This is a genomic window from Natrinema sp. CBA1119, assembly GCF_002572525.1.
Classification (GTDB): domain Archaea; phylum Halobacteriota; class Halobacteria; order Halobacteriales; family Natrialbaceae; genus Natrinema.
In genome coordinates this window covers 1,471,547-1,486,558 of sequence record NZ_PDBS01000001.1, presented here as the reverse complement: position 1 = coordinate 1,486,558, position 15,012 = coordinate 1,471,547, and the positions used below count along the sequence as shown (strand labels likewise).

At 66.0% G+C, this 15,012-nt stretch carries 16 protein-coding genes and 1 tRNA gene; 7 read left to right on the top strand and 10 right to left on the bottom strand.

Annotated features, from left to right (window positions below):
• Positions 1 to 143 precede the first annotated feature (143 nt).
• The 3 genes from cysE to CP556_RS07265 form a co-directional block, all read right to left on the bottom strand.
• Positions 144 to 653: a serine O-acetyltransferase gene (cysE, locus tag CP556_RS07275; protein WP_098725008.1), complete on the bottom strand. Its 510-nt coding sequence runs from the start codon at positions 651 to 653 to the stop codon at positions 144 to 146.
• Positions 654 to 848: 195 nt separating this feature from the next.
• Positions 849 to 1,517 carry a metallophosphoesterase family protein gene (locus CP556_RS07270; RefSeq protein ID WP_098725007.1) on the bottom strand — a complete coding sequence of 223 codons (669 nt, stop codon included), beginning with the start codon at positions 1,515 to 1,517 and terminating at the stop codon, positions 849 to 851.
• A 465-nt stretch (positions 1,518 to 1,982) separates the two neighbouring features.
• Positions 1,983 to 2,573, bottom strand: coding sequence for an IMP cyclohydrolase (locus CP556_RS07265; protein WP_098725006.1), 591 nt, complete (start codon positions 2,571 to 2,573; stop codon positions 1,983 to 1,985).
• 122 nt (positions 2,574 to 2,695) lie between these two features.
• On the opposite strand from CP556_RS07265, the gene CP556_RS07260 reads away from it, so the two are divergent.
• The 3 genes from CP556_RS07260 (at position 2,696) to CP556_RS07250 (ending at position 4,213) form a co-directional block, all read left to right on the top strand.
• Positions 2,696 to 3,259: a homing endonuclease associated repeat-containing protein gene (locus CP556_RS07260; RefSeq protein WP_098725005.1), complete on the top strand. Its 564-nt coding sequence runs from the start codon at positions 2,696 to 2,698 to the stop codon at positions 3,257 to 3,259.
• Between the two features lie 74 nt (positions 3,260 to 3,333).
• Positions 3,334 to 3,406: transfer RNA gene (locus tag CP556_RS07255), tRNA-Gln, on the top strand.
• A gap of 129 nt (positions 3,407 to 3,535) precedes the next feature.
• A complete protein-coding gene (locus tag CP556_RS07250) occupies positions 3,536 to 4,213 on the top strand; it encodes a rhodanese-like domain-containing protein (RefSeq protein WP_098725004.1) in 678 nt (225 codons plus the stop codon).
• 1 nt (position 4,214) lies between these two features.
• Here the strand turns inward: CP556_RS07250 and CP556_RS07245 are convergent, their stop codons facing one another.
• The 4 genes from CP556_RS07245 to CP556_RS26595 form a co-directional block, all read right to left on the bottom strand.
• Positions 4,215 to 5,594 carry an oxidoreductase gene (locus CP556_RS07245; RefSeq protein ID WP_098725003.1) on the bottom strand — a complete coding sequence of 460 codons (1,380 nt, stop codon included), beginning with the start codon at positions 5,592 to 5,594 and terminating at the stop codon, positions 4,215 to 4,217.
• 125 nt (positions 5,595 to 5,719) lie between these two features.
• Positions 5,720 to 6,226, bottom strand: a complete 507-nt coding sequence (gene cgi121 / locus CP556_RS07240; RefSeq protein ID WP_098725002.1) for a KEOPS complex subunit Cgi121 — start codon at positions 6,224 to 6,226, stop codon at positions 5,720 to 5,722.
• Positions 6,226 to 8,604 carry an ATP-dependent DNA helicase gene (locus tag CP556_RS07235; protein WP_098725001.1) on the bottom strand — a complete coding sequence of 793 codons (2,379 nt, stop codon included), beginning with the start codon at positions 8,602 to 8,604 and terminating at the stop codon, positions 6,226 to 6,228. The genes cgi121 and CP556_RS07235 overlap by 1 nt, the downstream gene beginning before the upstream one ends.
• Positions 8,605 to 8,630: 26 nt before the next feature.
• The gene (locus CP556_RS26595) at positions 8,631 to 8,753 is read right to left on the bottom strand and encodes a hypothetical protein (protein ID WP_255291422.1); all 123 of its coding nucleotides are present in this window, start codon (positions 8,751 to 8,753) and stop codon (positions 8,631 to 8,633) included.
• Between the two features lie 250 nt (positions 8,754 to 9,003).
• On the opposite strand from CP556_RS26595, the gene CP556_RS07230 reads away from it, so the two are divergent.
• Positions 9,004 to 9,489, top strand: coding sequence for a universal stress protein (locus CP556_RS07230; RefSeq protein WP_176548146.1), 486 nt, complete (start codon positions 9,004 to 9,006; stop codon positions 9,487 to 9,489).
• A 186-nt stretch (positions 9,490 to 9,675) separates the two neighbouring features.
• Here the strand turns inward: CP556_RS07230 and CP556_RS07225 are convergent, their stop codons facing one another.
• On the bottom strand, positions 9,676 to 10,884 hold the full coding sequence (locus CP556_RS07225) for an inorganic phosphate transporter (RefSeq protein ID WP_098724999.1): 1,209 nt from the start codon (positions 10,882 to 10,884) through the stop codon (positions 9,676 to 9,678).
• Between the two features lie 99 nt (positions 10,885 to 10,983).
• Positions 10,984 to 11,823 carry a class I SAM-dependent methyltransferase gene (locus tag CP556_RS07220; RefSeq protein ID WP_098724998.1) on the bottom strand — a complete coding sequence of 280 codons (840 nt, stop codon included), beginning with the start codon at positions 11,821 to 11,823 and terminating at the stop codon, positions 10,984 to 10,986.
• A 114-nt stretch (positions 11,824 to 11,937) separates the two neighbouring features.
• On the opposite strand from CP556_RS07220, the gene CP556_RS07215 reads away from it, so the two are divergent.
• A complete protein-coding gene (locus CP556_RS07215) occupies positions 11,938 to 12,183 on the top strand; it encodes a ferredoxin (protein ID WP_098724997.1) in 246 nt (81 codons plus the stop codon).
• A gap of 135 nt (positions 12,184 to 12,318) precedes the next feature.
• Here CP556_RS07215 and mdh read toward each other — a convergent pair whose 3' ends face one another.
• Positions 12,319 to 13,233 carry a malate dehydrogenase gene (gene mdh, locus CP556_RS07210; protein WP_098724996.1) on the bottom strand — a complete coding sequence of 305 codons (915 nt, stop codon included), beginning with the start codon at positions 13,231 to 13,233 and terminating at the stop codon, positions 12,319 to 12,321.
• Between the two features lie 248 nt (positions 13,234 to 13,481).
• Here mdh and CP556_RS07205 point away from each other — a divergent pair, with 248 nt between their 5' ends.
• Positions 13,482 to 13,940: a TIGR00725 family protein gene (locus CP556_RS07205; protein WP_098724995.1), complete on the top strand. Its 459-nt coding sequence runs from the start codon at positions 13,482 to 13,484 to the stop codon at positions 13,938 to 13,940.
• Positions 13,941 to 14,011: 71 nt separating this feature from the next.
• Complete coding sequence (locus CP556_RS07200; protein ID WP_098724994.1) at positions 14,012 to 14,755, top strand: Sjogren's syndrome/scleroderma autoantigen 1 family protein; 744 nt, start codon at positions 14,012 to 14,014, stop codon at positions 14,753 to 14,755.
• Positions 14,756 to 15,012 lie beyond the last annotated feature (257 nt).

The following is a 15,012-nucleotide window of genomic DNA, read 5'->3' as shown; positions in this document are numbered from 1 at the left end:
GGGTAACCGACGCATGAAGTTTCGTCTCGTTGTCCTCCTGGAAAAATCGAGGCGGGCGTTTCGGCGTCAAGAAGCCGGCGGGTGCGGACGGTGCAGTGAGCAGCGAACAACAGCGATAATCCGGCGCTCTCGACTGGTGTCGATCACTCGACTCGATCCGCGGGAACGCCGACGACAGTCGCGCCCGGCTCGACGTCGCTCGTGACGACCGAGCCGGCGCCGACGGCCGCGTCCTCGCCGATCGTGATGTCCCCTAGGAGTGTCGCGTTGGCACCGAGCTGTGCGCCCTCCTCGACCGTCGGATGGCGCTTGACCGGTTCGTTCGTGTCGCCGCCGAGCGTGACGCCGTGGTACATGTGGACGTTGTCACCGATCTCGGCGGTTTCGCCGATCACCACGCCCATTCCGTGATCGATCGTGACTCGCCGGCCGATCTCCGCACCCGGGTGGATTTCGACGCCGGTTAGCAGGCGGACGATGTTGGACAGCAGCCGTGCGGTGAGTTGAAAACCGGCGTTCCAGAGCCGATGAAGCAGCAGGTGCGCCCAGACGGCGTGCAGCCCGGGATAACAGAGCAGGACCTCGAGGTAGCCCGTCGCGGCGGGGTCGCGCGTGGCCATCGCGCGAACGTCCTCACGAATTCGTCGGACCATCGTTCACCTCGAGAGCCGACGGAGCGATCGCGACACGACGCCGTCGAACTGCGCTTAGACGGGGTGAGCGACAACACCGGCCCGCGGCGCCGCGAGGGTGGTTCCGCTCGGTACGCACGGGTGGGCCGGTGAATACCATATCCGACCGTAGCTGTGGGGACAGTGTAAAAGGATTCGTTTCCGTCCCTTCCCGGCTCACTCGCCGCGAGCCAGCCGCGTTCCGATTCGATCGGGCAATCCGGCTTCGTCGACTGCCTCCTGTACCGCATCGATGTCGTACTCGACGCGGTGGGTCTCGACGGTCAACGCGTCGAGGTCGAGCACCGCGTAGCCCGCCCGCGGATCGCCGTCGCGGGGCTGGCCGACGCTGCCGGGATTGACGACGATCCCCTCCGCGAACCGTTCGACGCCCTGCACGTGGGTGTGGCCGAGCACCAGGACATCCTCGTCGCCGAGCAGTCGCGGCGAGAAGTCCCTCGGATACGTGTACCGTGTGTACCGGTCGGGATCGTCCGGATGTCCGTGGACGAGTTTCACTCGCCCGTCGCATGCGAGGCGTTCGTCCGGAAGGTCGGTGAGCCACTCGAGTTGATCGTCCGACAGCTCCCGTTTGGCGTATTCGACGCCTGCACGGGCCATCCCGTTGAACCGAAAGGGTGCATCCCCGGCGACGGCGGCGTCGTGATTTCCCATCACCGTCGGCACGTCCCGCGCTCGCAACTCGTCGACGCAGTCAGCCGGCCAGGGATTGTAGCCGACCACGTCGCCGGCACAGAGGAGGTGGTCGACCGGAGGCATGTCCTCGAGGACGGCCTCCAGTGCGACCCGGTTGCCGTGGACGTCCGAGATGAGTCCGGCCTTCATGCTCGGACATAACAGTCGCGAGGTGTTTGTAGGTTGGCCGGGAGGGGACGCAGAAACTGTTCAATGGAGTGAAACTACGTTTTACTTCGGGCTGGCAAACCGGGGTGCGGATGGCGCGCGCTTGAAGCCGACCGAACGAAAGTGAGGGCGGCTGACGACATTGCGCGAGGGATGAGCGAACGACTGCAAGGAGTGAGCGTTAGCGCGGGACCTCCGGTCCCGCGAACCATGCGAATAGTGCGAGACCGGTGGTCTCGCATACCATGCGAACGGCGGCGGAGCCGCCGTGAGCAGACGGGCGCTGCGCGCCCGTGAGCAGAAATCGGTTGGGGAGGGCGTGGCGATTCCGTGTTGCCACGAGAGCAGGGCACTTCCTCACACGCATTCCCATCAGAACCCACTGCACCATTCACACGTCTATCGAACGACCGAAATCGACCCTCGAGCAGTTCCGTTCCGCGTCGATCAGTCGCCGTTCTCGATCGCCGTCTCGAACCCGCTATCGGTCCGAGCCACGCCGGCCGCACAGACCGCGTGCTCGAACTCGAGGTCGTAGACCTCGCTCGCGGCCGCTTCGGCACTCCCCGCCTCGAGATCGATCGGTTCGGGGCCATTCTTCTCGTAGGTCGCAACCAGCGTCGGCTCGTCGACGGTCTCGACGAGCAGCGCGTCTTTCCGAACCGTCCCGATCAGCGCCTCGCCGTCGCCACCGATCGTCGCCGCGATTCGAGGCGTGTCGTAGTCATCCTTCTCGTAGTCCAGCGCCAGCAGGCTCTCCGCCAGCGCGTCGCGGGCGGGATAGCCCACCTCGAGTTTCTCCGCGATCGGATCGACGTGCGAGCCGTTGCCGAAGGCGGCCGTCTCGCCCGTCGGCGTCTCGACTACTCGAAGACAGTTGTACGAGACGTACGGGTTGTCCGTTTCCGGGGCGTCCTCGGTGGGACCGACGGTGAGCGCCTCGTCTCGAGCGGTTATCTCTCGGTTCGGGAACGACCGCGACGAGACGCGGTACGCGCCGACTTCGGGACCGACGACGACGAATCGTCCGACGTACATACTCGAGCGTGCGCGAGAGAAGGGAAAAGGGATGTCGGTTCGCGCTCGTAGCTCGTCTTCATCGGTGCCGCTTCCGAACGCGCTCGCGAGGGTTTATATTGGAAGGCGCGGCGAACGGTGGTGTGACGACGGAGAAGGAGTGTCTCGAGGCGCTGCAGCGGGCGGCTGAGCAACTTGGTGAGTCACCGACGAAGGCGCAGTACGAGGAGTTGGGGCTGACGCCGGCTTCTGCGACGATTATGGAAATATTGAACGGGTGGAACGCGGCGAAAGAGCGTGCGGGATTAGAGACCTTTGATCCGTGTGTGACGGGCGGACAGCCCGTTCAGCCGAAACCGGATTGGGTCGATATTCCGGATGGCGTCGAGTGGCAGGAACTGACGGGCCAACAGCGTTGGTATTACAAGAACCGAGAGGAACGCATCGAGCGAAAGGATCGTCGCCGGGCGGAGATCCGTCAGTGGCTCTATTCGTACAAGAATCGCCACTGCGAGTGTGTCCGGTGCGATGAAGATAGACCGCCTTGCTTGGATTTCCATCACCCAGACGAGAAAGAACACAGCATCGCGACGATGGTTGCCAATGGTCACTCGAGGGCGAGTATTCGCAAGGAGATCGAGCGCTGCATCGTCCTCTGTGCGAATTGTCATCGACTGGAACACCACGACTCAGTGCTGACCGCCTGAGTTCGTAACACTCTAATACGGAAGCCAACTATGCTGTAATACCTCGTCGAAAGCCGACCCGGCGAAACATGTCAAGTCCATTAGGGTAGTGGCCAATCCTGAAGCCTTCTGGGGGCTTCGACGCTGGTTCGAATCCAGCATGGACTACTTCTCTGCCGTTTCGACTCGAGCACTTTCATACACCTGTCCCTTGGTCTCCAGTTGAAACGAAGGGGTCTCGCGGTAACTGCTACGTCACCAGAAGCCATATCTCTCTGTCCTCGCTATCTATCCAGCATGAACCGACGGACGTTCCTCGCTGTTGGCGGGACAGCAGCGATCGGCGGAGTGGCTGGTTGTCTCGGTGGCGGCGATGGGTACGCGACGAACACGGTCAACGGTATTGACGTTCCGCTCGCACCGGTTAAGGATGTCTACGAGTGGTACGAAGACGACGAGGCACGGATCGTCGACTCGCGTGGGCGCGCCCAGTACGACGCACTCCGGATCGCGGATGCCGTCTTTTCGCCTGCACCGAACGGGACCGCTGATGACCCCGTCGAAGAGTGGTCGACTGACACGCAGATCGTCACCTACTGTCGCTGCCCACACCATCTCTCCTCCCAGCGCGCCGCCGCGCTGATCGATGCGGGGTACGAAGACACGTACGCGATCGATGAAGGACTCGACGGCTGGGTGAACAACGACTATCCAGTCGCCGGTTCCAACGTCCAAGCTCAGCGCCAGCGCTACGAGATCAGCGGAACGACAGGTTCCCAGTACGCCGGTCAGGATGTCATGCTCGAGCAAGTCGGCGTAGACCGTCGCGAAGCGGCACCGATCGCCGACGACGGCTCGTATACGCTGCAGCTCTACTTTGCGGGCTCGACCGACTCCCGGTTCGAAGTCAAAGCGCCCGACTACACGACCGAGGGAACGCTCGCGGAACTAACGAGCGACACCGTCACGGCCTGAATCAGTCTCCCTCGGTCCGTTCGTAGGCTCCCTCTCGCTCGAGTTCCCCTCGTCTCCGAACGACATCGGGCGTCCGGCAGATTCCCGGGGCACCCGTCGCCTGCGGGACCGTACAGTTGTTGCAGCTCTCACAGAGCACGCGCGCCCCCTCGTCGCCCGACTCGGTCTCGAGCAGCCGCGCCCCTAACTGAGGCTCGGCGTAGAAGGGGCGCGCCATGCCGACTATGTCACAGGCGGGTGGTGCGTCGTTGGCGTCTGTGCCTTCTGCCCCGCTCTGCTCGCTCGAGCCGAGCAACCGATCAATCTCGCCCCGCTCGCGGATCCCGCCCTCTGCGAGCACGGGAATCGATAGTTGATCGCGCACGCGTCGACAGAAGTCCTCGTTCCACGCGGGTTCGAAATTGTACTGGAGCGACTGCACGCGGTTCGCCAGGGCGACGAGCCGCCGTCGTCCTGACCCGCCGAAGGCCGCGTCGTACTCCTCGCGAAGCGCCTCGTTGGCCCACGCTCGCTCGGGGTACTCCCCGCGGACGATACTCATATCCCAGATGACCGACGTCTGGACCGGGACGACCGCGTCGTAGCCGATCCGCTCGAGTCGGCGGGCGATTTCGACCCCGTCTGCGAGCGAGAGTTTCCGCCGAACGAGCGGCGACGGTGGCGCGGGCGTCTCGGCCGGCACCTTCGTCATCAGGGGGATGTCCCCCGCTCGTTCGCGGATCTCGTCGTGGACGACCGCCAGGAACTCGAGGCGGGCCTCGGGCGAGCCGCCGAACTCGTCGTCCCGTCGGTTGTAGAAGGGCGAGCAGAACTGCTGGACGATCCCCATGTTCGCGCCGGCGAGGTGAATCCCGTCGTAGCCGGCGTCGGCGGCTCGAGCCGCCGTGCGGCCGAAATCAGCGGCGAGATCGTACACCTCGTCAGTCGTGAGGACGTGCGGATCGTACTCGAGGAATCCCAGCCGATCGAGCAGCCGCAACTGCCACGGCGGTTCCGAGACGGCGAGTTGTTCGAGGTCGGGATGTTCCCGGCGATACTCGGCGTGCCAGGTCTCCATACTTCGGAGCCCGCCGTGCTCGAGCTGGATGAAGATCCGGCTCCCGTGGTCGTGGATCCGATCGGTCAGTCGCGCCAGTCCCTCGACGAACTCAGCGTCGTGGACGCGGGTCATTCCCGGCGCGGCACAGCCGCCCTCGCCGCGGACGATCGTCGCGCCCTGACAGATGAGTCCGACGCCCGACGCCGCCGCGGGCTCGAGGTCGTTGATCAACGCCTCGACCGCATCGGGGCCGTTGCCTGCACACTCGAGCAGCGGCGCGCGGTAGAGCCGGTTGGAGATCGTGAGATCGCCGATCTCGATTGGGTCCTCGAGGGTGGCCATAGCTAGACGTCCAGCGGATCGCACAAGAGCGTGGCGTCGACTATCACCCGTCGACTCCCGTCTGACGGCCGGTCACCGGCTCATCTTTCGTCGCCTCGCCTTTTTCCGCCTCGTCTTTCGTCGGTTCACTTCTCGACTTCGAGCAGGGCGACCCGTTCGCCAACCAGCGCCGACAGCGGCGCGTCGGTGGCTCCGCGTTCGGCGTCAGTAATTCCGAAGAACTCACAGAGCGTCTCCTCGTCTCGCGACTCGAGCGTCGGCTCCCGTTCGACGAACGCGTTCAGTTCTTCGAGAGCCTCGAGTGCGTCCGCTTCCGCGTCGACGGCGTCGCCATCGACGAGGACGACTGCCCGATTGTCTCCCTCGCCGACGCCCATCTCGAGCGCCCGGTCTATCTGCCGCCGGCCCGCGGCGTACAGCAGGATCTCGACGGCGCGATCGCGGGCGACGTTCTCGCCGCGCTCGATGGCGCGATCGGCCAGTTCGACGGCCCGCTCGAGGTGGGGACGATCGGCGATATACTGCGAATCGAACGCTTGGATCGTCACGCCGTGGCGATCCCCGATCGCGCCGATTTCGGTTACAAACGAGTCCAGATCGTCAATCGCGAGTCGGCACTCGAGTAGCTCCATCAGAAATCACCCAGGCTCGCTTGACTGTCGTCCGGATCCGCCGACTCTGCCGTCGTCGCGTCGCTGTCCGCGTCGCCGCTCGAGTCACCGATTGGCGCTCCACCTCCCGACTCGGCGGGCTCGACGCCGTCCATCGAGGGATCCTCTCGGCCGGCGTTCTCGAGGATGGTCTCGGCCGTCTTCTTCCCCTTGAGTACGCGGAGAACGACGCCTTTGTCCGCGGTCCGCAGGTCCGCGGGCTCCTCGATTCCCGCGTCGTAGAGCCGTCGAGCGCGCTTCCGGCCGACGCCGCCGACCGAGACGAGCTCGAGGAGCTCCTCGCCGACGCCGTGTTCGACGCGGGCGCGGGCCTCCCGGACGGCGATGGTCCACTCGCTGTCGATTTCCGCGGCGAGCGACTCGGCCGCACCGAGCAGCCACTCGGCGGTGTCGACCTTCCCGCGGAGGTCGCCCGGGCCGATCTTGTACCGGTCGGTCAACTGCTCCTCGTCGGTCTCCGCGGCCCAGTCCTCGAGCAGTTTCCCCGTCTTGAGCGCGGAGAGCCAGTCCTCGAAGCGCTCCTCCTCGAATTCGCTGGGCGCGTCACCCAGCAGTTCGGCCTCGCGCTCGTAGTAGAGTTCGCCGAACTTCTCGTCCTCGCCCGATCGGAGGTAGAGCTCGTACATGTCCGGCGTCCGCGAAACGAGCTGGTAGAGTCCAAGCGCGGTCGGGCGCTCGTTCGCCCGCTCGAGCCCGTGGACGATCGTCGCGGCGCTCATCGGATCCAGGTAGAGCCGGGAGACGGTGTGGCCGAGACTGGTGGCCTCGAGCGACTCGTCCCGACCACTCTCCTCGGCGAGGTCGGCCGCGGAGGTGAACGCGCCGGCTGCGTCGTCGCCGTCGTCGCCGTCGTCGTCCCCGCCCGAGTTACTGCCACCGTCGCGTTCGATAAAGTCGTTCGACTCGAGGTACGCCAGCACCGTGTCGGTCACCGTCTCGAGCCGGCCGGCTTCGGTCGACTGGCTGGCGTAGAGAGTGGCTTCGAGGAACTCGAGGAGTCCACCCCGCGTTCGGGCGAAGCCGGAGGCGATGGTCGCGAGGACGTGGGTCCGCAGCGCGGGCTCAGCTGCCAGCTTCGAGCGCACCGGTTCGGGATCGGCCCAGACGTATCGGTCGAACAGCTCCTCGCTTTCCTCGTGGCTCTTGGCGAGCAAGACGGCCTCGCCGTAGGGGTCGAGCCCTGGCCGACCCGCACGTCCCATCATCTGGTGGACCTCGAGGACATCAAGGGGTGCCATTCCGCCGGCGCTGGGGTCGAAGCGTCGCCAGTCGCGGACGATAACCCGTCGAGCGGGCGTGTTGACCCCTGCTGCGAGCGTCGGCGTCGCCGAGATCACCTTGAGGAGCCGGTCGCGAAAGGCGTCCTCGACGATGCTCCGCTGGGTGCTCGAGAGGCCGGCGTGGTGGAAGGCCGAGCCGCGTTCGACGGCCTCGGCCAGGTCCTTGCTGGTCTCGGTGTCGCTGTCGTCGCGGATGTCGTCGGCCAGTTCGGCCAACTCATCCCGTTCCTCGCCGGTCAGTTCGTGCTTCGAAACGCCGCCCAGCCGTCTCGCGGCGGCCTCGGCGTTCCGGCGGGAGTTGACGAACACGAGCGAGGAGCCACCCTCCCGCAGGATGTCGCGGACGAGCGCGGCCTCCTGTTTCTCCGAGCCCTCGACCGGCACCTCACGAGTCGAGCCGTCGTCGAAGTTCAGCGCGTTGCCGTAGTGGACGCCCATCTGGAGGTCGATCGGCCGCCAGTCGGTGTCCACGAGCGCGGCGTCGAGCCAGTCGGCGATTTCGTCGGCGTTGCCGACCGTCGCCGAGAGCGCGACGACCTGCATGCGCGGATTGAGCTTTCGGAGCTTCGCGAGGGTGACCTCGAGCGTCGGCCCCCGATTCCGGTCGTCGATGAGGTGGACCTCGTCGCTGACGACGCAGGTCAGATCCGAGAGCCAGTCGGCCCCGTTTCGCACGAGCGAGTCGACCTTCTCGCTGGTGGCGACGATGATATCCTTCGTCGAGAGCCAGTCGCTGGTGCTCTCGTAGTTGCCGGTCGTCACACCCGTTGTCACGCCGAATCGCTCGTAGGCTTCGAACTCCTCTTTTTTCTCGCTGGCGAGCGCTCGCAGCGGGACGATGTACAGCGCCTTCCCGCCGCGCTCGACCGCCGACAGCATCGAGAGCGCGGCGATCATCGTCTTCCCGCTGGCGGTGGGAACCGCGGCCACGAGGCTCTCGCCGTCGGTCGCGCCGGCCTCGACCGCCTCGGCCTGTGGCGGGTAGAGCTCCTCGATGCCGTCGCTCCGGAAGTGGTCGACGGCACCGGCCGGGAGCCCCGTCAGCTCCTCGATATTCATTACCTCTCCTTGGCGCGTCCCGCGGTTTAAAGTATCGTCTCGAGGGCCGTGGGCTCGGATCCTCGAGCAATGCGTTTGTCCGCCTTTCGATCCGTGTCGATCGCTGGCGGCTCCGTGCTTCCCTCGAGCGTTCGGTACAGCTGAGTCATGTCTCACTTCGGACCGGTCACCCGGCGTGCGGTGGCGCGCGCTATCGGGCGGCCGAACGACGAGTGAGGCCGGTCGACGATACTGCGCGAGGGATGAGTGAGTGACCATCGGGAACGAACGAATCGGCTGGGGAGGGCGTGGCGATTCCCTGTCGGCGCGCTAGCAGGACACTTCTTCCCCATATACCCATCAAAACCCACTGCTCCATTCACACCGCGAAGAGAGCGCTCGTTCGACGGCGATAGATCGATGGCCGTGGCTCCCGAACGGAACCGTATGTCCGCCCCCGATCGCGTCCTCGTCCCGACGCTCGGCCGTCCGCGGGAGGACGAGGCGCTCGCGTACGCCCTCGAGACGTTCCCCGACGCCGAGATCACGCTGCTCGCGGTCGTAACCCCGCTGGACGCGCCGCTCAGCGAGGGCGGCGTCTTGGAGCGAAGCGAGGACCGCACGTCGCAGGCTCGAGCCAGCGCCGAGGAGTTGCTCGAGTCGGTCGCCGGTTCCATCGACTCTTCCGATCTTACCGGTTCCGCGGCGGCGGACCGCGTCCGGATCGAGACGGCCGAGGGACGACCCGGCACCGTCGTCCCGCAGTACGCATCCGAGGAGGGAATCGATCACGTCGTCATCTACGGCTCCCGAAGCAGATCGACGGGGTTTCTCAGGCGGTTTCTCGGCCGCGGCATCGCCGCCACGGTGGTCGAACGCACCGCGCGACCGGTGACGGTGCTCTAGCCCCGACTGAAACGGTTTTCAACCGATCGTACGGCTGTCGTGCGACCCAGTGTCGAGCGGCCGCCGTGCAGTAAGCACCGCGCAGCGACCGTCAGTGGCTCCTCTCGAGCGAGGAATCGGGTGCCGGATCGTCTCGAAAAAAGATGGATTTCAGTGGTTTCTCGAGTTGTCAACGCTATCAGGGACTCAGCTCCCGATGACCCACGCGAACAGTTGATAGAGTCCGTAGCCGACGACGACCGAACTCCCGAGCGTCACCAGCCAGAAGGTTATCGTGATGCCGATCTTGCGCCGCGAGACGCCGGCTGAGCCGCCGGCCAGCCCGCCGCCGATGACCCCCGAGAGGATGATGTTGTTCAGCGAGATGGGGATCCCGAGCGCGATCGCTAGTTGGGCGATGATGAAGCCCGGCACCAGCGCTGCGATCGATCGGCGCACGCCGAGCTGGGCGTACTCCCGGGAGGTCGCCTGCAACAGCCGCGGCGCGCCCATCCAGGCCCCCGCGAGGATACCGACCGCGCCGATCGCGAGCAGGAGGCTTCCCGGCAGGCCGAGCTCGGCTCGAAAGAGGTTCTCGAGGGGGCCGGTCGCGAGCCCGACCTGCGAGCCGCCCGAGGAGAAGGCGACGATGCCGCCGAGGACGAGCAGGAACGAGCGGATGCCGTTTTCGACGGAGACGCGGACGCGCTCGCGAACCCAGTAGAACGCCAAGGCCCCGACTCCGATCGTTATGAGGACGGTGCCGAGATCGATCCCGGCGGCGAGCGTCGGCCCGCCGCCAAACTGTCGAGCGACGAAACTCGCGAGAGTGCCCTGATCGGCCGTCGGATCGGGGATCACCCCGAGGCGGACGTTGGCGACGATCGCGCCGACGATCCCCGCGAGCAGCGGGACCCCGACCGTCTCGGGAACGTCGTCGCGCCGCAGGACCGTCGCCGTCGCGTACGCCAGCCCGCCGGACATGATCGGCACCAGCGCCCAGAAGATCCCGAGTCGTCGGTAGGTGGCCATCGCCGGGTCGCCGCCAAGCGAGAGGCCGACGCCGACCATCGCGCCCGTCGTCGCGAACGCCGCGGGGATCGGATACCGCGTGTAGATCCCGATCGCCATGAACGACGCCGCCGTCAGCAGGCCTGCGGTGGCCGCAAGCGGCGTGATCGTGACGCCATCGATCAGCTCCCCACCGACGGTCTCGGAGATGCTGCCACCCTGCATGAGCGCCCCCGCGGCCGCGAGCAGTCCGATGACGAACGCCGCCCGCATCGTCGAGATGGCGTTCGCGCCGATTGCGGGTGCGAACGGCGGCGAGTTACTGTTGGCTCCCAGCACCCACGCCATGAACAGACAAGTGACGATCGCGGTCCCGACGAGGACAGCACCGGACAGTGCGACCATTTCGTCTCCCGTACCCCGTCGTTCCACGACTGCGTGGAAAAGCGTTCCCTCGGCAGTACTGTCGACCGCACGTTCGTCACGGTCGAGTCGACCGCCTCGTCAGCCGGTCTTTTCGAGCACCGCTCTGTAGTGAGCCGCCTCGTCGCCCCGAGACACGCCGCAAACGTCCCACGGCGTTTCGATCACCGCCTCTCGAAGCCGAGCGGGCGAGCACAGCAGGAACTGGAGCGTCCGCCCGATCTCCCGGCGCGGCTCGCCGTCGTCCGTCTCGCGTTCGAACTCGAGGTGGAAACACCGGTGAGCGATGCCCTCGCGAGGGTCGGGTCGGTAGCCGAAGAAGTCCTCGTCCAGTCGCGTCGGATCGTAGTTATCGACGACCGCGACTCCGCCGTCGTCGGTGACGCGGGTGAACTCGACGAGCAGTTCGCGGACGCCGACCAGCGAGCGGCCGAGGCCGAGCTGCGTGCCGACGACGTGGACGGCCCCGAACGCGTCCGTCGGCACCGGCAGATCGAACATGTCGCCGACGAGAACGTCCTCGAGGCCGCGCTCCGCGGCTTCGCCGCTCCGCCTCGAGGTCCTACGGACCTCGCACCGCTCGCGGGCGGCCAAGACCGCATTTGGACTCGCGTCAACGCCGACCGCATCGACGCCCCGATCGGCCCACCACAGGAGGTGGTTCCCTGCGCCACACCCCACGTCGAGGACCGGCTCGGCGTCGGCGACGCGCTCGAGCCCGTCGATCGTTTCCCGATCCCACGACTCGGGGCTCGAGAAGTAGAACTCGGCGACGTTCCCGTCCCGTCGCTCCGTCCCATCGCGATAGGTCAGCTGTCCCGGGGTATCGCGGTGGTGAGCGAGCATTGCTCGGCCGAGCGGATCCGCCCCACTCTGCCGTCGTTCCTCGGCTGCCGACGAGCCGGTCCGGTCCTGGCTCATACCCGAATCAAGGGGGCCGAGGATAGTAAATCACCGCTGACAATTGGTCCCGTATAACGTCTCTCACGGTAGACGACCGCTAACGATTTACGGGGATCGGCCCAACCCTCGCCCATGAAGGTCGAGTTCGACGAGGACACCTGTATCGGGATGTTCCAGTGCGTTGCCGAGTGGGACGCCTTCGAGGAGGACAAATCGAGGGGGAAGGCGACCCTCACGGACAGCGAGGAGGTCGAGGACGGGACCTTCGTCCGCGAAGTCCCCGACGACGCCGAACTCGACGCGAAGTTCGCCGCCCGGTCCTGCCCCGTCGACGCGATCACGATCTACGACGACGACGGCGAGCAGCTAATTCCCTGAGCCGGACTCCTGTCAGTCATCTCTAGGCGCATCCGTGACCAGCTATGCGGGTGCACCGGGACACAGTGACAGCAACCCGTATGACGCCGGCTCGAGCAGCGGACGTGAAAAAAGCCGACCGGGAACGACCGTCGCTTACGAGATCTCGTCGTACTGCTCCGACAGCTTCTCGGCGGCCTCGCCGAGCTGGTTGCGCTCGTACTCGGTGAGGTCCCACTCGATGATCTCCTCGACGCCGTCGGAGCCGAGCTTGACGGGGACGCCGAAGGCGGTGTCCTCGTGGCCGTACTCGCCCTCGAGCGCGACGCTGCCGGGGAGCACCTCGCCGGTGTCGCGCAGGATGGCCTCGACCATGTGGCCGACGCCGGTCGCCGGGCCCCACTCGGTCGCGCCCTTCTTCTCGATGACGTTCATCGCCGAGGCCTGGAGCTCCTCGAGCAGTTCCGCCTTCTCGTCCTCGTCGAACTCGGGGTCCCGGCCGTCGACGCGGACCTTCGAGAAGACGGGGACCTGCGCGTCGCCGTGCTCGCCGAGGATCGTCGCTTCGACGTTCTGGACGGGCGCATCGAAGCGCTGGGAGATTACGTAGCGGAAGCGGGCGGAGTCGAGCCGACCGCCGAAGCCGATCACCTTCTCGCGGGCGCGCTCGCCCGTCTCGTAGAGGTGCCGATTGAGCAGGTCGACCGGGTTCGACGTGGTGACGGTGATGAAGTCGTCGTTGTGTTCGGCCAGCGAGGAGCCGATATCCTCCATGATGGGCGCGTTGTCGCCCGCGAGGTCGATCCGCGTCTGTCCCGGCTGTCGCGGAATGCCCGCCGTGATGACGACGACGTCCGAGCCGGCGGTGTCCTCGTAGTCGCCCTGTCGGATCGTCGTGTTCGAGTCGTAGGCCGCGCCGTGATTGGCGTCCGCGGCCTGTCCGATCGTGTCGTCTTCCTTGTCCGGAATGTCGACGAAGACGAGCTCGTCCGCAACGTCCCGAAGCGCGATGTTGTAGCCTGCGGCGGCCCCGACCGTCCCGGCCGCGCCGACCACGCTAACTTTCGTCATACCACGTATTGCTTCCCCATCCCACACGTTAAATCCGTCGGACGATGGCGTTCGAACAGTGCTGCTGCTGTAGATATCGACGGCTGTCGTCGCGTCTGACCGTCCCGCAGTTACCGACGATCGAGCCGACCAGGCCGGCGCGAACCACCGTGCTGTCCTCGAAAATTTCCCGATTGACTTCGCGTTCCCGCGAGCCACGATCGCCTCGAGACCGAACCGATCATGCCTGTCGCTCGCGGAACGCACCCATGCGCGTCAGCGTCATCGGCGGCGGAACGATCACGGACGAACAGGCGGCTCGGGCGGAAGCGGTCGGACACGAACTCGCTGCCCGCGGCCATACGGTGGTCTGTGGCGGCCGCGACGGCACGATGGAAGCGGTCTGTCGCGGCGCGAAAGCCGCGGACGGCACGACGATCGGGATCCTTCCCGGCGAGTGTCGCGGCCACGCCAATGATTACGTCGATCACCCAATTGCCACCGGGCTCGGCCATGCCAGAAACGCCCTCGTCCCGCTGAACGGCGACGCAGTAATCGCGCTCGCTGGCGGCGTCGGCACACTTTCGGAGATCGGCTTCGCCGGCATCTACGACCGCCCCGTTATCGGCCTCGAGACGCACGACGTCTCGGATTTCGGGATGGCTTTCGAGACGGTCGAGTCGCCGGAAGCGGCCGTCGATTCGGTCGAATCGGCCCTCGAGCGGTGACCGAACCCGTCGCAAATCGGTGACGGTCGGCTGTCGCAGCTTTTTCGACGCTTCGAAACGTCTCGACGGATATGAGCGACTTCGACAAGGAAGCCGAGCGCGAGAAACTTCGAGAGAAGTACGAGCAGGACAAAGAAGAGCGCGAGGCGACCCAGCGGATGAGCGACCTACTGCTCAAGGGCGCGACGATGACAAACGCCCACTGTGGCACCTGCGGCGACCCGCTTTTCCAGTACGAGGGAACCACGTTCTGCCCCAGCTGTCACGGCAATCCCGACGCCGTCGAGGGGACGGGACTCGAGGCGCAACCGGCCGACGAACAGCCAACGGCGGGACAGCCCGCGACGGAACAGTCGACTGCGGAGCAGCCCACTACGGGACAGTCCGCTGCAGGGAAGTCTGCGACGGACCAATCCGCTGCAGGGAAGTCTGCGACGGACCAGCCGGCCGACGACGGTCGCGACCGTCCTGCGAAGGCCGATGCGACGACCGCGGACACGGTCGACGCTGCCGACTCCGAGGCTGGCCGTGCGGCCGACGCCAACGGGGAACCGACCGCTGCCGGCCGGCGACGAGCCGACGAGGGGGTCCGTCAGCCGCGATCCGAGACGTCCGATTCGAGCGCCGGGTCGAGGTCGCAGTCGACAGTAACCCCGCCGTCGGTCGACGGCGACCTCGAGACCGCACGCGACGCGCTCGTCCGCACGCTCGAGAAGTTCGCCGCGGAGGCCGCCGCCGCCGACGACCCCCGGTATGCCCGGGACTGTCTCGAGGCGGCACGCGAGGCCGGCGAGACGCTGTCGACCCTCCGTTGATGACGCTGGCCGGTACTGCTAGCTCTGCGTTGACGGCTCTCGACTGGTGGTCCCACCGACCAAATCTCACTTGTCGGTCCTCCCGGAGTGTCGTCGCGTACCATTCCGGCGTGAGAGTCGATCCGGACACGGATCTGTACACCAATAGATATATATTTAGTAAAAAACGTATACTCTAATGACACTCATCGACGGGCCAGATCGGCCAATTGCGCGCGCCGTGGTTCAGGTAGCTATTTCCCTCCGCCCTCCGTGCT